This is a genomic window from Labrys monachus (genome assembly GCF_030814655.1).
GTDB lineage: Bacteria > Pseudomonadota > Alphaproteobacteria > Rhizobiales > Labraceae > Labrys > Labrys monacha.
Genome location: NZ_JAUSVK010000001.1, coordinates 65,632 through 87,904 on the forward strand (window position 1 = coordinate 65,632; position 22,273 = coordinate 87,904).

The 22,273-nt window shown below is 68.3% G+C and carries 16 protein-coding genes and 1 pseudogene; 15 read left to right on the plus strand and 2 right to left on the minus strand.

Going from position 1 to position 22,273, the window contains the following annotated elements; translation table 11 throughout:
- Nucleotides 1-676: 676 nt before the first annotated feature.
- From J3R73_RS00290 to J3R73_RS00315, 6 genes and pseudogenes are all read left to right on the plus strand, one after another.
- On the plus strand, nt 677-1,672 hold the full coding sequence (locus tag J3R73_RS00290; protein WP_307421400.1) for a ligand-gated ion channel: 996 nt from the start codon (nt 677-679) through the stop codon (nt 1,670-1,672).
- 402 nt (nt 1,673-2,074) lie between these two features.
- Nucleotides 2,075-3,241 (plus strand): NAD(P) transhydrogenase subunit alpha, encoded by a 1,167-nt coding sequence (locus tag J3R73_RS00295; RefSeq protein ID WP_307421403.1) that lies wholly within the window; start codon nt 2,075-2,077, stop codon nt 3,239-3,241.
- Entirely contained in the window at nt 3,238-3,543 is a 306-nt protein-coding gene (locus tag J3R73_RS00300) for an NAD(P) transhydrogenase subunit alpha part 2 (RefSeq protein ID WP_307421406.1), read from the plus strand. Before J3R73_RS00295 ends, J3R73_RS00300 begins: the two co-directional genes overlap by 4 nt.
- A 1-nt stretch (nt 3,544) precedes the next feature.
- Nucleotides 3,545-4,963, plus strand: coding sequence for an NAD(P)(+) transhydrogenase (Re/Si-specific) subunit beta (locus J3R73_RS00305; RefSeq protein WP_307421407.1), 1,419 nt, complete (start codon nt 3,545-3,547; stop codon nt 4,961-4,963).
- Nucleotides 4,964-5,012: 49 nt separating this feature from the next.
- Nucleotides 5,013-6,403 (plus strand): annotated as a pseudogene (locus J3R73_RS00310) (NAD-dependent succinate-semialdehyde dehydrogenase).
- Nucleotides 6,404-6,797: 394 nt separating this feature from the next.
- The gene (locus tag J3R73_RS00315; RefSeq protein ID WP_307421409.1) at nt 6,798-7,577 is read left to right on the plus strand and encodes an acetoin reductase; all 780 of its coding nucleotides are present in this window, start codon (nt 6,798-6,800) and stop codon (nt 7,575-7,577) included.
- A 45-nt stretch (nt 7,578-7,622) separates the two neighbouring features.
- On the opposite strand, the gene J3R73_RS00320 is transcribed toward J3R73_RS00315, so the two are convergent.
- On the minus strand, nt 7,623-8,303 hold the full coding sequence (locus J3R73_RS00320) for a GntR family transcriptional regulator (RefSeq protein ID WP_307421411.1): 681 nt from the start codon (nt 8,301-8,303) through the stop codon (nt 7,623-7,625).
- Between the two features lie 132 nt (nt 8,304-8,435).
- On the opposite strand from J3R73_RS00320, the gene J3R73_RS00325 reads away from it, so the two are divergent.
- The 9 genes from J3R73_RS00325 to J3R73_RS00365 all read left to right on the plus strand — a co-directional run bounded on the left by J3R73_RS00325 (nt 8,436) and on the right by J3R73_RS00365 (nt 17,937).
- On the plus strand, nt 8,436-9,029 hold the full coding sequence (locus J3R73_RS00325; protein WP_307421412.1) for an amino acid synthesis family protein: 594 nt from the start codon (nt 8,436-8,438) through the stop codon (nt 9,027-9,029).
- On the plus strand, nt 9,016-10,818 hold the full coding sequence (locus tag J3R73_RS00330; RefSeq protein WP_307421413.1) for an alpha/beta fold hydrolase: 1,803 nt from the start codon (nt 9,016-9,018) through the stop codon (nt 10,816-10,818). The genes J3R73_RS00325 and J3R73_RS00330 overlap by 14 nt, the downstream gene beginning before the upstream one ends.
- A 14-nt stretch (nt 10,819-10,832) precedes the next feature.
- Nucleotides 10,833-11,867, plus strand: coding sequence for an LLM class flavin-dependent oxidoreductase (locus J3R73_RS00335; protein WP_307421415.1), 1,035 nt, complete (start codon nt 10,833-10,835; stop codon nt 11,865-11,867).
- A gap of 46 nt (nt 11,868-11,913) precedes the next feature.
- Nucleotides 11,914-13,383 (plus strand): aldehyde dehydrogenase, encoded by a 1,470-nt coding sequence (locus J3R73_RS00340; protein ID WP_307436971.1) that lies wholly within the window; start codon nt 11,914-11,916, stop codon nt 13,381-13,383.
- A gap of 11 nt (nt 13,384-13,394) precedes the next feature.
- Nucleotides 13,395-13,709 carry an NIPSNAP family protein gene (locus tag J3R73_RS00345; protein ID WP_307421417.1) on the plus strand — a complete coding sequence of 105 codons (315 nt, stop codon included), beginning with the start codon at nt 13,395-13,397 and terminating at the stop codon, nt 13,707-13,709.
- A gap of 96 nt (nt 13,710-13,805) precedes the next feature.
- The gene (locus J3R73_RS00350) at nt 13,806-14,828 is read left to right on the plus strand and encodes an ABC transporter substrate-binding protein (protein WP_307436973.1); all 1,023 of its coding nucleotides are present in this window, start codon (nt 13,806-13,808) and stop codon (nt 14,826-14,828) included.
- A gap of 346 nt (nt 14,829-15,174) precedes the next feature.
- A complete protein-coding gene (locus J3R73_RS00355; protein ID WP_307421420.1) occupies nt 15,175-16,041 on the plus strand; it encodes an ABC transporter permease in 867 nt (288 codons plus the stop codon).
- 4 nt (nt 16,042-16,045) lie between these two features.
- Complete coding sequence (locus J3R73_RS00360; protein WP_307421421.1) at nt 16,046-16,846, plus strand: ABC transporter permease; 801 nt, start codon at nt 16,046-16,048, stop codon at nt 16,844-16,846.
- The gene (locus J3R73_RS00365) at nt 16,843-17,937 is read left to right on the plus strand and encodes an ABC transporter ATP-binding protein (RefSeq protein WP_307421424.1); all 1,095 of its coding nucleotides are present in this window, start codon (nt 16,843-16,845) and stop codon (nt 17,935-17,937) included. Before J3R73_RS00360 ends, J3R73_RS00365 begins: the two co-directional genes overlap by 4 nt.
- Nucleotides 17,938-17,986: 49 nt before the next feature.
- Here the strand turns inward: J3R73_RS00365 and J3R73_RS00370 are convergent, their stop codons facing one another.
- Nucleotides 17,987-22,069, minus strand: coding sequence for an autotransporter domain-containing protein (locus J3R73_RS00370; RefSeq protein WP_307421426.1), 4,083 nt, complete (start codon nt 22,067-22,069; stop codon nt 17,987-17,989).
- Nucleotides 22,070-22,273 lie beyond the last annotated feature (204 nt).

Consider the following 22,273-nt stretch of genomic DNA (forward strand, 5'->3'; position numbering starts at 1 on the left):
GAAGTCGAGGTCGCAAAATGTAAGCCGCCACTGCTTGATTCGAGGACGGGCAGCGAAGGTGCCGCCACCGCGTCCATTTCGTGGATTGCGTTAATTTTTCAGACCGTTGCGAAAACAGGCCATGCCTTTTCACGCAACGCATACCATAGGTTAATGTTTCAAATTTTGCGAGCACATTGCAGGGTTCCGAATTCAGGTCCGACAAAAGCCTGACGAGACGGATGGGGGGCGCTCGGCAACGCCCGTCATCCCCGGCGAGCGAAGCGAGGGGCTCCCGCGCGAAGGGGCGTATCGGCACTTTCCCTCTCCAGGCATTGCAGCCTCTCCTGCCAACAGGCCGGTCGCCGCCGGGCAGGGTTCTCCATCGAGCCGCTGGCGTCCGCCGCCAGCCGGGCACGCTCCATTGATACAGATCATTTCTGATGGCGCGGTTCGATCGTAGGATTTTCCGAGAATGGCCGCCGAGCGCCGAGCGCCGAGCGCCGAGCGGCGAGGCCAAAGGCGCGGTTCGGGCCGGAATCGCGGTGACGCTTCGAAACAAGGAGCTGGAGCAAAGCAGCACGACGCGCAAACGCGTTCCTGTGCCGGCCGCCGTCCAGCGGGAGTTGCGGCTTTGATCCGAAGAGCGGGATGGTTTTCCAGGGTGCGCTTCCGTCGGTCCGGAGGCTTCGGCGCATTGGCGCTGCTCGCCTTTCTGTTGCTGGCCGCCGGCGCGGGTCCGGCTTTCAGCCAGCCCGAGCCTTTCCTGTCGCGTCCGACGTCAGGCGAGACGCCGACGAAGGTTGCAGTCGGCTTCTATCTTGCCGATATCTTCGAGATCTCGGCGCCCGACCAGACCATGCTCGCCGACGTGGTCATCCAGGCCGAGTGGGAGGACCCGCGCCTGGCGGGGCGCTGGAGCGCCGTTCACAGCGCGGCATTGGATGAAGTCTGGAACCCGAACCTGCAATTGGTCAACCAGCGGGGCGTAAGCATGCTTCTTCCCCAGCGCGTCGACGTCGACCCGTCGGGGCGTGTCCGGTGGCAGCAGCGTTGGGTCGGCCGCATTTCGGCGCGCATGGATCTGCGCGACTTTCCCCTGGACCGTCAGCTTTTCCATATTCAGGTGGTCAGTCTCGGCTACACCCCCGATGAAGTCGCCTTGGTCCTCCGAGCCGATTATCCGCAATCGGGCCGGGCGGCCACATTATCGGTCACCGACTGGTCCATGGGGGCCGTCCGGGTCGAGGCCGCCAATTTCGAGCCGGTTCCGGGATCGCAGCCCCTCTCGGGCGCTCAATTGTCGTGGGAGGGACAGCGCCACATAGGATATTACGCAGTCCTGGTCATCTTCCCGCTGATCCTGATCGTTGTCATGGGCTCCGGTGCCCTCTGGATCGATCCGTCCATCATAGCCGCCCGCGTCAGCATAGCGATGACCACGATGCTGACGCTGATATCCTACCGTTTCTCGATCGGCAAATCCGTGCCGACCCTGACATATCTGACGCGGTTCGACTATTTCATGCTCGCGTCGACGATCATCATCTTCGCGATCATGGCCCTGGTCGCAGCCGGCGCCCATCTCGTGGGAAAAGGCAGGATCGAACTCGTCAAGCGCATCGACGGCTGGGCTTGCGTCGCATTCCCGATCGTCTTCGCGATCGTGTTCGTCCTGGCGTGGTGGGCATGATCCGGCGCAAGTCTTCGTGCGGAGAGCGCAGATCGGGCCGACTTCATGCCCGGTAGGGGGATGAGGCCTGAATTTCGACGCGGATCGCTGGAAATCGCGCTTCGAGTGGCGAGGTTCAGACCCTCATCCGGCGCTTCGCGCCACCTTCCCGGCTGGGAGAAGGGAAGTCGCGTTATTTTCTAGACGCTTAGCGTTCCCCAGAGAGCCCGGCGAAGCGCCGGCCCGGGCCATCGCGCCCGTCCTCGACCCGCCCATCGGTTTCGCACAGGCGCGCCTTCGTCGTCCCGCGGACGCTCATTCGATCAGGACATGATCTGAGTCAAGGCGGCTCCGCAGCGGGGCGGTAAGGTTCACGGCATGGGGGGACGACGTCGCATCACTGGCGAAAGGCGATTCCCACTCATGCCCCTCAACATATCCATCCTCAAGGAAACCAGGCCGGACGAGAAACGGGTCGCCATGGCGCCATCCGTCGTGCCCCGGCTGGCACGTCTGGGCGCGACGCTCAGCCTGCAGGCCGGCGCCGGGCAAGCCGCGACCTTCGCCGATGCCGCCTATCCCGGCGTGACCATCGTCGCCGATCCGAAGGCGCTCGTCGCCGATGCCGATATCGTGCTCGGCGTGCAGCCGCCGCCGATCGAGGTCGTCCGCGCGATGAAGCCAGGCGCCGTGCTCATCTCCTTCCTCTATGCGGCGAGCGCCCCGGATCTCGTCGAGGCGCTGCGCCAGCGCCAGGTGACGGCGTTCGCGATGGAGCAGGTTCCCCGCATCAGCCGCGCCCAGGCGATGGACGCCCTGTCGAGCCAGGCGGCGCTCGCCGGCTATTACGCGCCGATGCTCGGCGCCGTGCACATGCCGCGCATCCTGCCGATGATGACGACGGCGGTCGGTTCGCTCCGGGCCGCCAAGGTCCTGGTGATGGGCCTCGGGGTCGCCGGGCTTTCGGCGCTGGCGACCGCACACCGGCTCGGCGCCATCACCGAAGGCTACGACGTGCGGCCGGAAACGAAGGAACAGGCCCAATCGCTCGGTGCGAAATTCGTCGATACCGGCGTCGATGCGCGTGGCGAGGGCGGCTATGCGCGCGAATTGACGGCGGATGAGAAGGAGCGGGTGCAGAAGGCGATCGGCCAGCACATCGCCGAAGCGGACATGATCATCACCACCGCTTCCGTGCCGGGAAAGCCGGCGCCCCGGCTCATCTCCGCCGCGCAGGTGGCCGCGATGAAGCCCGGCTCCGTCATCATCGATCTCGGCGCCGAGAGCGGCGGCAATTGCGAGGGCACGGAGCCCGGCCGGACGGTCGTCGTCGGCCCGGCCACGATCGTCGGTCCGCTCAATGTCCCCTCCGCCCTCGCCCAGCATGCAAGCGAGCTCTACGCCAAGAACATCCTCAACCTGATCGAACTGATGGTGAAGGACGGCGCGCTCAGCCTCGACTTCACCGACGAGGTGCTGGCGAAGACCGCGGCGGTCCGAGCCGAGGCGCCGACGACCGCAACAGCCGGCGACAGCATCGAGGCCGCGAGCGCCTCCGCTGCATCGCACGCGCAGGGAGAAGTCCAATGACGATCGATACGTCGATGACCTGGCTCATCGCGCTCTACATTTTCATCCTCGCCGCCTTCACCGGCTATGAAGTGATCAGCCGGGTGCCTTCCATCCTGCATACGCCGCTGATGTCGGGCTCGAACTTCATCCACGGCATCGTCGTGGTCGGCGCGCTGCATGCGCTGCTCAATGCCACGTCGCTGTTCGCCGAGATCATCGGTTTTCTCGGTGTCGCGCTCGGCGCCGCCAATGCCGCCGGCGGCTATGTCGTGACCGACCGCATGCTCGCCATGTTCAAGTCCAGCGGGGATAGGAAGTGACATGTTCGCCCAGCACATCATGGGACTGAGCGGCCTTGTCGCTGCCACTCTCTTCATCTTCGGCCTGAAGCGCATGTCGTCGCCGGCCACGGCGCTTTCGGGCATCGTGGTCGCCGGCATCGGCATGGTGGTCGCGGTCGCCGCGAGTTTTCTGACGCTCGCCGACCTGCCCGATGCCGTCCGGCCTCATCTTGCGGTCAATCTGGCGCTGGCCGCCCTCGCGCTGGTGCTCGGCGGCGGCTGGGCCTGGTGGCGCGGCCGCAAGGTCGGCGTGACCGCCATGCCGCAGATGGTCGCGCTCTACAACGGCATGGGCGGCGGCGCCGCGGCGGCCGTGGCGGCGGTGGCGCTTTCGGCCGGCGGCGCGGAAAGCGCCGTCATCCTGGCCGTCACCGTCGCCGGCGCGCTCATCGGCTCGATCTCGCTGACCGGTTCGGTGATCGCCTGGGCCAAGCTTGACGGCAAGCTCGACAAGCCCTGGCGCTTCGGCACGCAGCGCATCGTCAACGGCCTCCTGTTCCTCGCGACGGTGCTGCTCGGCATCGGCATCATCGCCTTCTTCGAGACGCCCGCCTTGCCGGTGCTCGCCGTGCTGTTCTTCGCCGGCGCGCTCGCCTTCGGCGTGATGATGACGCTGCCGATCGGCGGCGCGGACATGCCGGTGGTGATCTCGCTCTACAATGCCTTCACCGGCCTGGCCGTCGGCCTGGAGGGCTACGCGCTCCAGAATCCGGCCCTGATGATCGCCGGCATGGTCGTCGGCTCGGCCGGCACGCTGCTGACGCTCCTGATGGCGAAGGCGATGAACCGCTCGCTCGCCAATGTGCTGTTCTCCAATTTCGGCGACGGGGCCGCATCCGCCGGCGGCGCGGAAGTCCACGGCCAGATGAAGTCGAGCGAGGCGTCGGATGCCGCCATCGGCATGCGCTACGCCGCGAGCGTCATCATCATTCCCGGCTACGGCCTTGCCGTCGCCCAGGCGCAGCAGAAGCTCTACGAATTCGTGAAGCTGCTCCAGGCGGCCGGCGTCGACGTCAAATTCGCGATCCATCCGGTCGCCGGCCGCATGCCGGGGCACATGAACGTGCTGCTCGCCGAGGCCGGCGTTCCCTACGACATCATCTTCGACATGGAGGACATCAACGATGCCTTCGCATCGACGGATGTCGCCCTCGTCATCGGCGCCAACGACGTGGTCAACCCGGCGGCCCGCACCGACAAATCCTCGCCGATCTACGGCATGCCGATCCTCAACGCCGATCAGGCCCATCAGGTCTACGTGGTCAAGCGCGGACAGGGCAAAGGCTATTCCGGCGTCGAGAACCTGCTCTTCTACGGAGAGAACTGCAGCATGGTCTATGGCGATGCCCAGGCCGTGCTGACCCAGATGGTCCAGGCCGTCAAGGATATCGGAGGCTGATCCTCATCCCCGCCGACCCGTGCCGACCCAACTGACAAAGGAGCCTGTCATGGCTTATGCAACGACAAATCCCTATACCGGCGAAGTGCTGAAGACGTTCCCCGATGCCACCGACAAGGAGGTGGAACAGGCGATCGAGAAGGCGCACCAGGCGTTCCTGGCCTGGCGCGAGGCTCCCTTCGCCGAGCGCGCCAAGGTCATGCAGAAGGCCGCCGACATCCTGCGCCGGGATGCGGATGCCTTCGCCCGGATCCTGACCACGGAGATGGGCAAGCTGCTCGCCGAGGCGAAGGGCGAGGTCGAGCTTTCCGCCCGCATCTTCGAATATTATGTCGTCCATTCCGAGAAGCTGCTCGCGCCCGAAACGCTGCCGGTCAGCGATCGCGCCGAGGGCAGGGCGACTCTGGTGCACGAACCGCTCGGCGTGCTGCTCTGCATCGAGCCGTGGAACTTCCCCTATTACCAGATCGCCCGCATCATCGCGCCGCAGCTTTCCGCCGGCAACACGATGCTGCTCAAGCATGCCTCCAACGTGCCGCAGAGCGCCGATGCCTTCGAGAGGCTGATGCGCGAGGCCGGCCTGCCGGAGGGGGCGTTCAAGAACCTCTACGCGACCCGTTCGCAGATCGAGCTCATCCTCAACGATCCGCGCGTGCATGGCGTGGCGCTGACCGGGTCGGAAGCCGCCGGCTCGATCGTCGCCGCCCAGGCCGGCAAGGCGCTGAAGAAGTCGACCATGGAACTCGGCGGGGCCGACGCCTTCGTGGTGCTGGCCGATGCCGATCTGAAGAAGACCATCGACTGGGCGGTGTTCGGCCGCCACTGGAACGGCGGCCAGGTCTGCGTGTCGTCCAAGCGGATGATCATCGTCGACGAGGTCTATGACGCCTTCAACCCGGCTACGTCAAGGGCGTGGCCGGGTTGAAGGCGGGCGATCCCTTCGATCCCGCCACCACGCTGGCGCCGCTGTCCTCGCAGGGGGCCGCCGACGAGGTCAAGGACAAGATCCGGCAGGCGGTGGCGCTCGGCGCCAAGGCGCAGGAAGTCGGTCCCGGCGTTCCGAACCACGGCGCCTTCGTCCAGCCGACGATCCTGACCGAGGTCGGCGAGGACAATCCGGCCCGCTACTGGGAATTCTTCGGTCCGGTCTCGATGCTGTTCCGCGCCAGGAACGAGGACGATGCGGTGCGCATCGCCAATGATTCGCCCTTCGGCCTCGGCGGTTCCGTCTTCACCTCCGATACGGTCCACGGTGCCGAGGTGGCGAAGAAGATCTCGACCGGGATGGTGTTCGTGAACCACCCGACCATGGTCAAGGCCGATCTTCCCTTCGGCGGGGTCCGCCGCTCGGGCTATGGGCGCGAACTGCTGGGCCTCGGCATCAAGGAGTTCGTCAACCACAAGCTCATCGACGTCGTCGACATCGACGCGCCGTTCTGAACCGGAGCGCCCGCCGCAGGCGGTGCTGCCCATACGCGCCAACTCTAGATTGTTAAACGTGACATTTGGGGCCCCCTCCCCCTTGCGGGGAGGGAATAGAAGGGTGGGGGGCGGGACAACAATCTCCTCGGTCGAGACTATGTCTCGACCCCCATCCCTTACCCCCCGACATTTCCGCAGGAAATGCGGAGCCCGCAAGGGGGAAGGGAGACCCGAGCGTTGCACCCGCCTAAGTTAAGTTAGCGCATATGGGCGAGACGCCCGCATCGGCGCCGTGCGCCGTGTGCGAGCAGGACCGCTCCGTCGAGGGCGCGGCCCGGCCCGAAACCGCGGCCGGCGGCTGCCGAAAGAAAGCCGCCCGCCGATCTGCCGAAATGAATCAGGGAACATGACAATGCCGATCAATGGAAAAGTGGCGCTGGTGACAGGCGCGGCCCAGGGCATAGGGCGCGGCATCGCGCTCAGGCTTGCGAAGGACGGCGCCGACATCGCCCTCGTCGACGTCAAGGGCGACAAGCTCGCGGCCGTCGCCAAGGAGATCGAGGCGCTCGGGCGAAAGACGACGACCTTCATCGCGGATGTCGGCAAGCGCGACCAGGTCTATGCGGCGATCGACCACGCCGAGAAGATGCTCGGCGGCTTCGACGTCATGGTCAACAATGCCGGCATCGCCCAGGTCAACCCGATCGCCGAGGTGACGCCGGAAGAAGTCGACCGCATCTTCAAGATCAATATCGAGGGGGTGCTCTGGGGCATCCAGGCGGCAGCCGCCAAGTTCAAGGCGCGCGGCGGCAAGGGCAAGATCATCAACGCCTCCTCGATCGCCGGCCATGACGGCTTCGCCATGCTCGGGGTCTATTCGGCAACCAAATTCGCGGTGCGCGCGCTCACCCAGGCCGCTGCCAAGGAATATGCGTCCGCCGGCATCACGGTGAACGCCTATTGTCCCGGCATCGTCGGCACCGACATGTGGGTCGAAATCGACGCGCGCTTCGCCGAACTGACGGGCGCGCCGAAGGGGGAGACCTACAGGAAATATGTCGAGGGCATCGCGCTCGGCCGCGCCCAGACGCCCGAGGACGTCGCCGGACTGGTCTCCTTCCTCGCCGGGCCGGATTCCGACTACATCACCGGCCAGGCCATCCTGACCGACGGCGGCATCGTCTACCGCTGAGACGGGAACAAGCGGGCGGCCCGGCAGGTCCGGGCCGTTCCCCGCTCAGCCCGCCGTCGACAGGAACTTGCGGGCGAGCTCCGCGACAGCCCTGACATGGGCGGTGCTGGCGCGCCTCGCCCCGTCGACGTCGCGGCGCTCGATGGCCGCGACGATGTCGCGCATCTCGACATCGGCGGCGCGCGAGCGGCCGGGCGTCGCGATGGTGATGGAGCGCAGGTGGTTGATGCGGGCATTGAGCGAGCCGACGACGCTCCACGCCACCGACTTGCCGGCGACGGTGAAGAGAATCTCGTAGAACTGGCTGGTGCCCTTCAGCACGCCCTGCGGATCGGCGGCGGCGAAGGCCTCCTGGATGGCATCGATGGTGGCCGACAGACGGGCGACATCAGCCGGCGAGGCCTTCTCGGCGCAGGCGCCCGCCGCCTCGGCTTCCAGCAAAGCGCGAATCTCGTAGATCTGGTCGGCGTCGGCCGGATTGGGGCGGGCGACCGCCGGCCCCTGGTTCTGGATCGTCTCCACCAGCCCTTCCGCCTCGAGATGGCGCAGCACTTCGCGCACCACCGTGCGGCTGACCCCGAGCTGGTCGCACAGCGTGCGCTCGACCAGGCGCTCGCCGGGCTGGAAGCGAAAGGCCAGGATGGCGTCGCGCAGCTTTTCCAGCGTCAGCTCGCGCAGCGTCTTGGCGTTGCGCGTGACCTTCAGTTCCAGATCCCCAGGCTTCACGCAGGCCCCCATCCCGATCTCGCTGTTCAAATCCGATTGCACCGATTTTGCGAGTCAGCGCAAGCGATGCGTTGACTCGCATATATTATGGTATACCATAATCTCGTAATATGGAAATCGTCGGAGGCTTCGATGACCGTGGTGCCGCGCAAGATCGTCTCCTACCGGGAAACCATCCTGGTGGAAGGAGGGCGGGCGGCGCCCACGCCCCTGCAGCTCTATGCCGCCGCGGCGGTGATCGCCAATCCCTGGGGCGGGCGCGGCTTCGTCGAGGATCTGCGGCCGGAGATCCGTGCGGTCGCCCCCGCGCTCGGCGAATTGCTCACCGCGGAGATCCTGCGCATGGCCGGCGGCGGCGATCTGGTCGAGGGCTACGGCAAGGCGGCGGTGGTCGGCACCTCGGGCGAGATCGAGCACGCCTCGGCGCTGATCCACACGCTGCGCTTCGGCAACCACTATCGCAAGGCGGTCGGCGCCACGAGCTATCTGAGCTTCACCAACACGCGCGGCGGGCCGAATTGCCCGATCGTCATCCCGCTGATGCACAAGGCGGACGAGGGCATGCGCTCGCATTATCTGACGATCCAATTCTCCATCCTCGACGCGCCGGCTCCCGACGAGATCGTCGTCGCGCTCGGTGCCTCGGTGGGCGGGCGCCCGCATCACCGCATCGGCGACCGCTACCAGGACCTCAAGGAACTGGGAGGCACCGATGTCGGCGTTTGAGACGCTGCACTACCGCGACCGCACCGGCGTGCCTGCGGCCACCCGCTTCATGCGGACCGGCCGGGGCCCCGCCGTCCTGCTCGTCCACGGCGTCGGCATGCAGGCGACGGTATGGCAGCCGCAGATCGAGGTGCTCTCGCAGGGCTATGACGTCATCGCCCTCGACATGCTGGGCCATGGCGGATCGAGCCTGCCGCCCGCCGATGCCGGCCTCTCGGATTATGCCGACCAGATCCTTGCTCTGCTGGACGGCCTCGGCCTCGATGCGGTGCATGTCGTCGGCCATTCCATGGGCGCCCTGGTGGCGCTGGAATTCGCCCTGTCGCATCCGGCCCGGGTCCTGAGCGTGGTGGCGGCCAATGCGGTGTTCTGCCGAAGCCCCGAGCAGAGACAGGCGATCGAGAGCCGGCTGGCGGCGCTCGACGACGGCTTCGACGGCGCGTCCTGGGACGGCACCGTCCGGCGCTGGTTCGGCGAGCCGGTGCCGGCCCATTGGCAGGCCGCGGCCGCCGGGGTGAGGCACCTGCTCGACGCCGTCGAGCCGGTCGGCTATGGCCGCACCTATCGTCTCTTCGCCACCGCCGACGAGGCCCATCGCGACCGGCTGGCCGGGCTCGGCGTGCCCGCGCTGTTCATCACCGCCGACGGCGATCCCAATTCGAGCCCGCAAATGTCCGAGGCGATGGCCCGCCTCGCACCGCAGGGCGAGGTCCAGATCGTGCGCGGCCAGCGCCATATGATGAGCGTCGCCGCCCCCGGGGAGATCAACCGGCGCCTGCTCGCCTTTCTCGACCGGGTGGGCACGGCGGCGAAGGACCGGGGCGGCCCGGCTGCCGCCGCCGGCAGCCCTTCGCAGGACGCCTTCGACCGCCTGGCGTTCCGCAAGGCGCTCGGCTCCTTCCTGACCGGCGTCACCGTGGTGGCGACGATGGCGGAGGACGGCGCCCCGCGCGGCTTCACCGCCAATTCCTTCACCTCGGTCTCGCTGGACCCGCCGCTGATCCTGATCTGCATTGCCAGGACCGCGTCGAGCTATCCGGTCTTCGCCGGCTCCGGCCATTTCTCGGTGAACATCCTCGCCGACACCCAGGCCGATCTGTCGAGCCTGTTCGCGACGCGGAGCGCCGACAAATTCGCCGGCGCGGCCTGGCGCAGGGGCCCGGCCGGCAGCCCGATCCTCGACGGCGTCGCGGCCTGGTTCGATTGCCGCCGCCACGAGGCGATCGAGGCGGGCGATCACGTCATCCTGATCGGCGAGGTCGTCGGCTTCGACCACAGGCCGCTCAACCCTCTCGGCTATTGCCGCGGCGCCCATGTCACCTTCGGGCTTTCGCTCGACAAGGTCGCGGCGAGCGGGGGCAAGGTCCGCGTCGGGGCGATCCTGGAGCATGACGACGCCATCCTGTTCATCGCCGGCGACGACGGCCGCCTCGATCTGCCGGCCGGCATCGCGCTCGGCACCGGCACCGATCCGGCCAGCCTCGCCGGCCGGATGCGCCATCTCGGCATCGAGGCCGATCTCGGCTTCCTCTTCGCGGTGTTCGAGGATCCGCAGGCCGGGGCGGGCGCGATGTCGATCTATTACCGCGGCACGCTGAAGGCGCCGCCGGACCAGTCGGGCGCGCTGCGGCTGATCCGCTTCGGCGACATCCCCTGGGACAGGCTGCGCGACTACGCCATCCGCTCGATGCTGGGCCGCTATGTCCGCGAGCGCAACGAGGATGTCTTCGGCATCTATGTCGGCGATGCCGTGCAAGGCACCGTCCATCCGCTGCAGCGGCAGGTCTGAAGGGGGCCCATGCGATGAAGTTCTCGCTCTTCGTGCATATGGAACGCTCCGACCCGGCCAAGCCCCATCGCGAGCTCTTCCACGAATTGGAGGAGCTGGTGCTGACGGCCGAGGCCGCCGGCTTCGAGACGGCCTGGATCGGCGAGCATCACGCGATGGAATTCACCATCTCGCCCAATCCCTTCGTGCAGCTCGCCTATCTGGCGGGCAGGACCAGCCGCATCCGCCTCGGTACCGGCAACGTCATCGCGCCCTTCTGGCATCCGATCAAGCTGGCCGGCGAGGCCGCGCTCACCGACGTGGCGTGCGACGGGCGCCTCGATCTCGGCATCGCCCGCGGCGCCTATTCCTTCGAATATGAGCGCCTCGTGCCCGGGCTGGACGCCTGGGGAGCCGGCCGGCGCATGCGCGAACTGGTGCCGGCGGTCAAGAAGCTGTGGGAGGGCGACTATGCCCATGAGGGCGAGTTCTGGTCCTTTCCCGCCAGCACCGCCTCGCCCAAGCCGGTGCAGGACGCGCTGCCGATCTGGATCGCGGCGCGCGACCCCAACAGCCATGATTTCGCGGTCGCCAGCGGCTGCAACGTGCAGGTGACGCCGCTCGCCTCGGGCGACGGCGAAGTCGCCGCGCTGATGGAGCGCTTCAACGCCGCCGTCGCCGATCATCCCGAAGTGCCGCGGCCACGCATCATGCTGCTGCAGCACACTTTCGTGTCGGATTCGCCGGCGGAGACGCAGGCGCTCGCCCGCGACCTCAGCGCCTTCTACTGCCTGTTCGGCGCCTGGTTCCAGAACAAGCGGCCGATCCGCCAGGGCTTCATGGAGCCTCTCGGCGCGGAGGAGATGGCGGCCATGCCCCAATACGCGCCCGAGACGGTGCTGAAGAACCTCGTCATCGGCGAGCCGGAGGCGGTGATCGGGCGGCTGAAGGCCTATGAGGCGCTCGGCTACGACCAGTTCTCGATCTGGATCGACAGCGGCATCTCGCATGAGCGCAAGAAGAAGTCGCTCGATCTGTTCATCAGGCATGTCCTGCCGGCCTTCGCCTAGAGCATTCCGGAGAAGGCGCCATTTTCTGCTGGGAGACCCGATGAGCCTGCCTCGCTTCCCGCTCTATATCGACGGCGCCTTCGTCGAGGCCGCCGAGACCTTCGAGAGCCTCGATCCCTCGACGGGCAGGGCCTGGGCCCTGATGCCGGCGGCCGGGGAGGCGGATGTGAATCGGGCCGTCGCGGCGGCCGAACGGGCATTCCACGATCCGTCCTGGGCCGAGCTGACGGCGACGCAGCGCGGCAGGCTCCTGACCCGGCTCGGCGACCTCGTCGCCCGCCATGCCGGGCGCCTGGCGGAGCTGGAGACGCGCGATACCGGCAAGATCATCCGCGAGACCACGGCCCAGATCGGCTATGTCGCGGACTATTACCGCTATTTCGGCGGGCTGGCCGACAAGGTCGAAGGCGCGCATCTGCCGATCGACAAGCCCGACATGGAAGTGTTCCTGCGGCGCGAGCCGATCGGCGTCGTCGCCGCCATCGTGCCGTGGAACTCGCAGCTCTTCCTCTCCGCCGTGAAGCTCGGGCCGGCGCTGGCGGCCGGCTGCACGGTGGTGCTGAAGGCCTCCGAGGACGGGCCGGCGCCGCTGCTCGAATTCGCGCGGCTGGTGCACGAGGCCGGCTTCCCCAAGGGCGTGGTCAACATCATCACCGGCTTCGGCGAACCGGCGGGCCGGGTCCTGACCAGCCATCCCGCGGTCTCGCGCGTGGCCTTCACCGGCGGGCCGGACACCGCCCGCCACATCCTGCGCAACACCGCCGAAAACCTCGCCCACACCACGCTGGAGCTCGGCGGCAAGTCGCCGGTGATCGTCTTCGCCGACGCCGACCTCGAAAGCGTCTCCAACGCCATCATCGCCGGCATCTTCGCCGCCAGCGGCCAGAGCTGCGTCGCCGGCTCGCGCCTCTATGTCGAGCGGGCCGCGCATGACCGGCTGGTCGACATCCTCAAGGCCAAGGCCGCGCGCATCCGCATCGGCGACCCGCAGGACCAGGCGAGCGAGATGGGACCGCTGGCGACGCGGCGCCAATATGAACATATCGAGGCGGTCCTGGCCCGCAGCGTTGCCGAGGGCGCCACCATCGTGCAGGGCGGCCGCCGCCCGGCCGGACTGCCCGAGGGCTGGTATTTCGAGCCGACCATCGTGCTGGCCGCCGGCAACGGCATCCCGTGCGTCGCCGAGGAACTGTTCGGGCCGGTCCTCAGCGTCGTCGCCTTCGACGACGAGCCGCAGGCGGTGGCGCTCGCCAACGATACCCGCTTCGGCCTCGCCTCCGGCATCTTCACCACGAACCTGACGCGCGCCCATCGGCTGATCCGTCGGCTCAGGGCCGGCATCGTCTGGGTCAACACCTACAGGGCGGTGTCGCCCATCGTGCCCTTCGGCGGCTATGGCCGCTCGGGCCTGGGGCGCGAGGGCGGGGCGGAATCGATCCTCGACTACACGCGGACCAAGGCGGTGTGGATCCGCACCTCCGACGATCCGATTCCCGATCCCTTCGTGATGCGCTGAGGAGAGCGGCGATGATCTACGAGATGCGCACCTACCGCCTGAAGACCGGCATGATGCCGGCCTATCTCAGGCTCGTCGAGGACGAGGGCATCGGCCTGCAGAAGAGCCATCTCGGCACCCTCGTCGGCTATTTCTTTTCCGAGATCGGGGTCCTCAACGAGATCGTGCATGTCTGGGCCTATGCCAGCCTCGACGACCGCGAGGCCCGCCGCAGCGCGCTGGCCGCCGATCCGCGCTGGCAGGCCTTCGCGCCGAAGATCCAGGCCTGCATCGAGACGATGGAGAACAAGATACTCAAACCGGCGGCTTTCTCGCCGCTCGCCTGAGGGCGGCATCGCCGGACGAAACGACAAGACGCACAAAGCGGTCGAACAAGGTCGGACACCACAGACCTGAACCAGAGAAGGGGACTTCGTATGACCATGAGCAGGATCGTCGCGGGCGGCCTCGCCGCCCTCTCCATCGCCTTGCTGGGCGCCGGCGCCGCCCGCGCCGACGGCAGCATGGTGTTCACCAGCTGGGGCGGCACCACGCAGGATGCCCAGAAGAAGGCCTGGGCCGAGCCCTTCGCCGCCGCCACCGGCATCACCGTCAAGCAGGACGGCCCCACCGACTACGGCAAGCTCAAGGCCATGGTCGACAGCGGCAACGTCGACTGGGACGTCGTCGACGTCGAGGGCGATTTCGCCGTGGCCGCCGCCAAGGCCGGCCTGCTGGAGCCGATCGACTTCGCCGTCGTCCCGAAGGGCGATCTCGATCCGCGCTTCGTCACCGACCACTCGGTCGGCAGCTTCTATTATTCCTTCGTGCTGGGCTTCAACAAGGACGCCCTCGGCGGCAAGGAGCCCAAGAGCTGGGCCGATCTCTTCGACACCGCGGCCTTCCCGGGCAAGCGCACCTTCTACAAATGGTCGGCCCCCGGCGTGCTGGAGATCGCCCTGCTCGCCGACGGCGTGGCGCCCGACAAGCTCTATCCGCTCGATCTCGACCGCGCCTTCAAGAAGCTCGACACCATCAAGTCGGATATCGTGTGGTGGGGCGGCGGCGCCCAGTCGCAGCAATTGCTGGCCTCCGGCGAGGCGCCGATCGGCATGTTCTGGAACGGCCGCATCTTCGCCATCCAGGCCGACAATCCCAATGTCGGCCTGTCCTGGAACCAGAACCTCACCGCGGCCGACGTGCTGGTGGTGCCGAAGGGCGCCAAGCACAAGGACATCGCCATGAAGTTCCTGGCCGAGGCCACCAGCGCCAAGGGTCAGGCCGACATGGCGTCGGCGACCAACTACGCCCCCACCAACGTCAAGGCGGCGGCGCTGATGGATGCCAAGGCCGCGGCGACGCTGCCCGACAAGTTCACCGCCTCGCAGATCAATCTCGACATGAACTACTGGGCCGAGCATCGCGACGAGATCGCCAAGCGCTGGTATGACTGGCAGGTGAAATAGGACGGGCGGCGGTTCTGCCGGCGGTCCCGCGGGTAGGGGATCGCCGACCGCGATTGCCCTGCCGGCGCGGAAGCGAAAACCTCCAGGCGCCAGGTCTGCGGGAAAAACGCGATCTTCTTTCTCCCGTTTGGGAGCAGGTGGCGCGCAGCGCCGGATGAGGGACTGGACTTCAACCACTGAAGCGCGGTTTCGTGCTGCCTGCGTCGACGTCCAGACCCTCATCCCCCTGCCGGGACCTTCTCCCCCATGGGAGAAGGAAAATCGCGCTTTTTTCGGCAAAGTTGGCGCTCATGGAGGGAAAGCCCGCCATGGATTTTCCTCTCCCGCCCCCATTGAGATCCCACAGATGACCGCAGTCCCGACCATCGCCGATCGTAAGCCCGTCCCGCGCAGCCGGCGGACGTCGGGGCTCGGTCCGGTGGTGCCGGCGCTGGCCTTCCTCCTGCTCTTCTTCGTGGTGCCGGTGCTGGCGCTACTGCTCAGGAGCCTCCTCGAACCGCAGCCCGGCCTGCAGAATTATGCCGAGATCTTCGGCTCGACGACCTATCTGCGCGTCTTCGCCAACACCTTCCTGGTGGCCGCCATCGTCACCGCCGTGACCCTCGTCCTCGCCTTCCCGGTGGCCTGGCTGCTCGCCATCGCGCCGCACCGCTGGTCGCGCCTGCTGTTCGCCGTCATCGTCCTGTCGATGTGGACGAACCTGCTCGCCCGCACCTATGCCTGGATGGTGCTGCTGCAGCGCACCGGCATCATCAACAAGATGCTGATGCAGCTCGGGCTGATCGCCCAGCCGCTGCCGCTGATCAACAACCTCGCGGGCGTGACCATCGGCATGACCTATATCATGCTGCCCTTCATGATCCTGACGCTGCACGCCACCATGCGCAGCCTCGATCCGTCCATCTTCCGGGCCGCCTCGCTGTGCGGGGCGAGCCGCTGGCAGGTCTTCGCCCGGGTGTTCCTGCCGCTGGTCGGCTCGGGCGTGGCGGCCGGCGTGCTGATGGTGTTCGTGATGTCGCTCGGCTATTTCGTCACGCCGGCGCTGCTGGGAGGCACGTCGAACATGATGCTGGCCGAGCTGATCGCCCAGCTCGTGCAATCCCTGCTGAACTGGGGCCTGGCCGGCGCCGCCGCCGTGGTGCTGCTGGTGGTGTGCCTCGGCATCTATGCCGTCCAGTACCGTTATTTCGGCTTCGGCACGGCGGGGAGGTGAGGCCATGCTGCTCGATTTCAACCGCCTGGGCTGGATACGCTATCTGCTGATCGCCAGCGGCGTCCTCGTCGGCATCTTCCTGCTGCTGCCGATCGTGCTGATCGTCGCCCTGTCCTTCGGCTCCTCGCAATGGCTGCAATTCCCGCCGCCGGCCTGGACGCTGAAATGGTACCGCCAGCTCTTCGCCGATCCGGACTGGATCGCCTCCTTCGTCGCCAGCCTCGAGGTCGCGGTCACCGTCACCGTGCTGTCGACCCTGCTCGGCTTCATGGCCTCGATCGGCCTGACGCGCGGGCGCTTCCCTGGCCGCGGCTTCCTGCGGGCACTGTTCCTGACCCCGATGATCCTGCCGGTGGTGGTGCTGGCGGTGGCGCTCTACGCCTTGTTCCTGCGGCTGCATCTGAACGGCACCTTCGCCGGCTTCGTCATCGCCCATCTGGTGGTGGCGCTGCCCTTCGCCGTCATCTCGATCTCGAATGCGCTGGAGCGCTTCGACACCGCCATCGAGGATGCGGCCGTGCTGTGCGGCGCCGGCAGGCTGGAAGCGATGATGCGCGTCACCGTGCCCGCCATCCATCTCGGCCTGTTCGGCGCGGCGATCTTCTCCTTCCTCGCCTCCTGGGACGAAGTGGTGGTCGCCGTCTTCATGGCGAGCCCCGATCTGCAGACCCTGCCGGTGCGGATCTTCGCGACGCTCCGGCAGGACCTTTCGCCGGTGATCGCCGCCGCTTCCGCCCTGCTCGTCGGGGCCACCGCCCTGATGATGCTGCTCGCCACCTTCCTGGGCAAGGACAAGACCTCATGACGACGCCCTTCCTCTCGATCCGCAGCATCACCAAGAGCTACGGCACCGCCACCGCGGTCCAGGATGTATCGCTGGACATCGCCAAGGGGGAGTTCGTCACCTTTCTCGGCCCCTCCGGCTCGGGCAAGAGCACCACGCTCTACGTCATCGCCGGCTTCCAGGAGCCCTCGGCGGGCGACGTGCTGCTGGCCGGCAGCTCGCTGCTGCCGGTGCCGTCCAACAAGCGCAATATCGGCATGGTGTTCCAGCGCTACACGCTGTTCCCGCATCTGAGCGTGGCCGGCAACGTCGCCTTTCCGCTCGCCGTGCGCCGGCGGCCGCGGGCCGAGATCGACGCGCGGGTGGCGGCGATGCTCAGGCTGGTGCGGCTGGAGCCCTATGCCGACCGCATGCCGGCCCAGCTCTCCGGCGGCCAGCAGCAGCGCGTGGCGCTGGCGCGGGCGCTCGCCTACGATCCGCCCCTCCTGCTGATGGACGAGCCGCTCTCGGCCCTCGACAAGAAATTGCGCGAGGAGATCCAGTTCGAGATCAAGCGGATCCACAACGAGATGGGCGTGACCATTCTCTACGTCACCCATGACCAGGAAGAGGCGCTGCGGCTTTCCGACCGCATCGCGCTGTTCAACCATGGCCGCATCGAGCAGATCGGCTCGGGCCGCGACCTCTACGACGCGCCCGCCACGCGCTTCGCCGCCGGCTTCATCGGGGATTCCAACTTCCTGCCGGGCAGGGTCACCCGGGTGGAGGGCGCGGAGATCGAGGCGGTGCTGCCGGACGGAACGCTCCTAAAGGGCCTGCCGGCATCCGGCCGGCGCGCCGGCGAGGCCATCGCCATCATGGTGCGGCCCGACCATCTGGCGATCGCCGGCGATGGCGAAGAGGGGCCCGGGATGGTGCTGCCCGCGACCATCGTCGACACCACCTTCCTCGGCGACGCCATTCACCTGCAGGCGAAGACCGGCTGGGGCGAAGGCGTCTCGGTGCGCATCGCCTGCAACACCCTGGCCGGCGGCCTGCCCGACCATCCCGGCCCGATCCGATTGCGGTGGGCGGCCCGATCCTCGCGCGTCTACCCCGCCGCCGGGGGCTGAGGCACCGAGCCGCTGCCCCCCCGGACCTTGGTGGCCCCCTCCGCGCGATTTAGAAGTTCACCGTGAGGGTGCCCTTCGCGCTCTGGTCGATGGTCCGGCGCCCGAACTGGCCGCCATAGCTGACGCCTAGGGTGGTGCTCGGCGTGAGGTGGACGTCGAGGCCGGCATCGACGATGGCGGCATCGCGGGTGACCGGCAGGCCGGCGACCTCGAAGGCGCTGCTGCCGCCGGAGAAGGCGAACAGCGAGGTCGGCGTGGTCTCGCCATAGGCATGGCGCCAGCCGAGCGTCGCCTTGGCGGTGACCGGCAGGCCTCCGGTCTCGAAGGTGCCGGCGAGGTGGAAGCCGAGGGTGGAGAAGGTCACCCCCTCGTTGCGGCCGGACGCGGTGAGCGCGGCGGCGCTGCCTTCCTCGGTGAAGCCGTCGACATGCTGGTTGACGTAAGCGAGGTTGGCGAAGGGCTCGAGCCCGATGCCGCCGCTGGTCAGCCGGTAGCCGAGTTCGCCGAAGGCCTGCGCCGTGGCGGCATGGTAGCTCGCCTGCGGATAGCCGGCGAAGCCGTCGAAGGCCACCGTGCGGCTGGTGTCGATGTCGTGCCAGGTATAGGCGCCGCCGAGCCGGAGGGCGAGCGCGCCCCATTGCCTGCCGCCATAGAGGCCGAGCGTATAATCGTCGCTGGTGGCCGAGGAGCCTCTGGCGTCGACGTCGACATTCGACTGGCTGTAGCCCGCCAGCAGGCCGGCGCGCCAGTCGTCGAAGATCGGCGCATCGAGGCCGGCGACGAAGCCGCCGATCGAGCGCGAGGATGAGGCGGCATTGCCGTCGGTGCCGGCATGGCCCCAGGCGCCGAAGGCATGGCCCCAGGCGGTGAAGCGGCCGGGATTGGCCTCGCAGCCGGCGCCGGCGGTGATGCCGCCGGCATCCGGCCGGGCGGGGCTGGCGCCGAAGCCGGTGGCGCAGAAGGCGTCGCGCAGCCGGTCGAGGGCGGCCTCGCGCACGAAGCGGCTGTCCTCGATCATCTGCCCGGCGAGCGAGGCATGCACCTCGCCGGAAAGCTGGTTGAAGGCGTGCCGCGCCCCGGCGGCATCGAGCACGGCGACGGCGTTCCACACCGCGTTGGTCCCCGGCGGCAGGCTGTCGACCGCCGCGCCCGTCGCCGCCTCGTTGCGCGTCTGCGCCACCGAAGCGAAGGAGACGTCGTTGCGGGCGAGCGTCATCGTCACGCTGTCGGGGGTATAGCCGAGGATCGGATCGATGAAGGCGTAGTTGGAGCTGATCGTGTCGAAGGTGCCGGTGACGCCGCTGTCGGCCTCCAGGATGGTGTAGGTCTGCAGCGCCTGGTAGTTGCCGCCGAGGCCGAGATGCAGCACCGAGCCGCCATTGAGGGTCGCCGTGCCGGTGGCATGGATGAGGTCGCTGTCGCCGCTGGCCGGATCGGCCTCGACGTCGTAGATCGAGCCGGCGTCGAACACGACATTGCCGTTGACGGTGAGGGTGCCGATCGAATTGCCGGGCGCGACGGTGCCGCCGCTCTCGACCACGAGGCCGCCGATCGAGCCCTTGCCGCCCAGCGCCGCGCCGTCCTGCACCGTGACGATACTGGCCAGGCTGGCGCCGGAGGAGGCATCGTCGCCGACCACCAGCTTGCCGGCCGAGACCGTGGTCGCACCCGTATAGGTGCTGACGCCGTTGAGCGTCAGCGTGCCGGTGCCGGTCTTGGTCAGGGCGGTCGCGCTCGTGCCGTCCTCGATCACGCCCGAGAAGGTGGTGGAGCTATCATCGCCGCCGGCGGTGAGGGCCGCGGCCGCGCCGCCGCTGTTGGTCACCGTGCCGGCGCCGGCCAGCGAGCCGATCGCCTGGCCGAAGCCGCCGAGATCGAGCGTCGCGCCGCCGGCGACGGTCGTCGCGCTCGCCGCGCTGAAGGCGTTGGCCGCCCCGCCCTTCAGCGTGCCGGCCGAAACCGTCGTCGCCCCCGTATAGGTGTCGGCGCCCGACAGCACCAGCGTGCCGGCGCCGCTCTTGGTCAGGCCGCCGATGCCGGTCAGGGTCTGGCTGACGGTGAAGGTGTTGCCGGCGTCGTCGATGTCGAAGCCGCCACCTCCGTCACCCCAAATGATGCTGCGGGTCGTCGAGGTGAAGCTCGTGCCGGTCACCTCCAGCGTGCCGCCGTTGAAGGTCAGCCCGCCCGAGACATCGCCGAGCGCCCCGTCGTCCGAGACGGAGAGCGTGCCCTGGTCGAGCGTCCACGGCGTGACGGCCGTGGTCGTGCCGGTCAGCGTCCAGGTGCTGTCGCCGGTCTTCTCGAACGCGCCGAAATTTTGAAACTGCGCCGCGGAATTCAGGGCTCCCACCTTCGAAACGTCGAAGCTGGCATTGTCATCGCCGCCGAGTATCAATGTGTTCGTCGTGCCGGCTTCCCCTACGACATTGCCGAGGAGCGTATAACCCGCCTCCAGCGTCAGGCTGTTGGTGCCGCCGGTGAAATCGATCGCATCGGCGCGCGTCGTGTCGTCGCCGGACATGCCGCCGGCGATGGTGCCGCTCGTGACGATGGTGAGGTTCGTGCCCTTGATGGCCGCACCGCCGGCGCCGGCCACGGCGCCGACTCCGCCGGCCGCACCACCCTTGCCGCCCGTGATCGTGCTGGTGCTGTCATTGTTGATGATCAGCTGGTCACCCGAGATCGCGACACCGCCAGCGCCGCCATTGCCGGCTGCGACGGTGGGCGGCGGAGAGCCGGTGCTCACCCCCGCCGTACCGCCGGAGCCGTCTCCTCCCTTGCCGGCGCCGGTTCCCGCCGTTCCCTTCTTGCCGAGGTAGCCGCCATTGCCGGCGGCGCCGCCGGAGCCACCGGCTCCGCCCGTATTGCCGAGACCGGCGCTGCCTCCGATATCGCCCGTGCCGCCAGCGCCGCCGCTCCCGCCGGTGCCGCCGGCGGCGCCATTGCCGCCATCCGATCCCTGGACGAGAATAACGGTGGCGTTGCCGCCCTTTCCGCCACTGCCGCCCGCGCCGGCCGTGCCGCCCTGACCGCCGGCACCACCCACCGAGCCGCCGCTGCCGCCTACGCCGCCGGCTCCGCCACTGCCGCCCACACCGCCATCGCCGCCGGCGCCGTCGGTAACCGGATTGCCGTTTACCGCGATGAAGCCGCCCTTGCCGGCGGCGCCGTTGCCTCCGGACGTGCCGTTGCCACCGGCGCCGCCCGCGCCGCCGGTGTCGCCACCGGTGCCGCCGGCTCCGCCAGCCCCGCCGGAGCCGCCAGCCCCCGCATCGCCACCGGTGCCCGACGCCGACAGGACACTCAACGTGCCCGCGGCACCGCTGGCGCCGCCATTGCCACCGGCACCACCGGCGCCGCCATCGCCCAGCGCACCGCCGACGCCGCCATTGCCGCCGGCACCGCCGCTGATCGTGCCGCCACCCGTGTTGTTGATCGTCGCCTGATTGACGGTGATGCCGGTGCCGCCATTGCCGCCGACGCCGCCCACGCCCGCTGTTGCACCGGAGGCACCCCCTACGCCGCCGACGCCGCCATTGCCGGCATTGCCGCCATTGCCGCCGGAGCCGGCCACCCCGCCCGCTCCGCCCGTCCCGCCGGTGCCGCCAGTACCACCGGCACCGCCATTGCCCGCATTGCCGCCGGCTCCGCCAATACCGCCGGCTCCGCCGGAAATGCTGCCGCTGTTGTCGATCGTCAGGCCGTCCAGCACCGACGACAGGCCGTCGCCGCCATTGCCGCCCGCGGCGCCGTCGCCGCCAATGCCGCCGGCACCGCCATTGCCGCCTGCGGCACCATTGCCGCCACTGCCGCCATTGCCGCCGGTGAAGAGAAGACCACCCGTGCCGCCGCTTCCGCCGGCGCCACCGTTGCCGCCATTACCACCGGCGCCACCCGTGCCGCCATTGCCGCCATCGCCGCCGCCGCCGCCGCCCGTGCCGTCGATCGTGCCCGTGTTGCTGAAGGGCGTGGAGGGGGAGCCCGTGATCACATATCCCGTCGTGCCGTCGATGCCGGCATCGCCGGCGGTACCATCCGTACCGTTGGCGCCATCCGTGCCCGCCACGCCGGTGCCCCCGGTGCCGCCATTCGATCCCGTTCCGAGGGGGTTGTTCTGACCCGCGGTTCCCACGGTGCCGGCTGCGCCGTTCGTGCCGGGATTGCCATTCGTACCGTCAGCAGCAAATGCCGGGCTCGCGGCTGCCAATGCCAACGCCGCGGCCATCGCCAGGACGGGCAGGCCGGCTTTGCGTCGGGAAACCGCTGAACGTGACCTTGCTTCCCAGGGGCCGGACATTGCGCAGGGCGCTGCCGAAATCATGAGAGAAACGCGCGA

Bases quoted from the DNA above. Each gene is read 5' to 3' on its own strand.
- J3R73_RS00345 (WP_307421417.1), top strand. From the start codon at position 13,395: ATGATCTACGAGATGCGCACCTACCGCCTGAAGACCGGCATGATGCCG.
- J3R73_RS00350 (WP_307436973.1), top strand. From the start codon at position 13,806: ATGAGCAGGATCGTCGCGGGCGGCCTCGCCGCCCTCTCCATCGCCTTG.
- J3R73_RS00295 (WP_307421403.1), top strand. From the start codon at position 2,075: ATGCCCCTCAACATATCCATCCTCAAGGAAACCAGGCCGGACGAGAAA.
- J3R73_RS00355 (WP_307421420.1), top strand. From the start codon at position 15,175: ATGACCGCAGTCCCGACCATCGCCGATCGTAAGCCCGTCCCGCGCAGC.
- J3R73_RS00330 (WP_307421413.1), top strand. From the start codon at position 9,016: ATGTCGGCGTTTGAGACGCTGCACTACCGCGACCGCACCGGCGTGCCT.
- J3R73_RS00365 (WP_307421424.1), top strand. From the start codon at position 16,843: ATGACGACGCCCTTCCTCTCGATCCGCAGCATCACCAAGAGCTACGGC.
- J3R73_RS00325 (WP_307421412.1), top strand. From the start codon at position 8,436: ATGACCGTGGTGCCGCGCAAGATCGTCTCCTACCGGGAAACCATCCTG.
- J3R73_RS00305 (WP_307421407.1), top strand. From the start codon at position 3,545: ATGTTCGCCCAGCACATCATGGGACTGAGCGGCCTTGTCGCTGCCACT.
- J3R73_RS00335 (WP_307421415.1), top strand. From the start codon at position 10,833: ATGAAGTTCTCGCTCTTCGTGCATATGGAACGCTCCGACCCGGCCAAG.
- J3R73_RS00360 (WP_307421421.1), top strand. From the start codon at position 16,046: ATGCTGCTCGATTTCAACCGCCTGGGCTGGATACGCTATCTGCTGATC.
- J3R73_RS00315 (WP_307421409.1), top strand. From the start codon at position 6,798: ATGCCGATCAATGGAAAAGTGGCGCTGGTGACAGGCGCGGCCCAGGGC.
- J3R73_RS00300 (WP_307421406.1), top strand. From the start codon at position 3,238: ATGACGATCGATACGTCGATGACCTGGCTCATCGCGCTCTACATTTTC.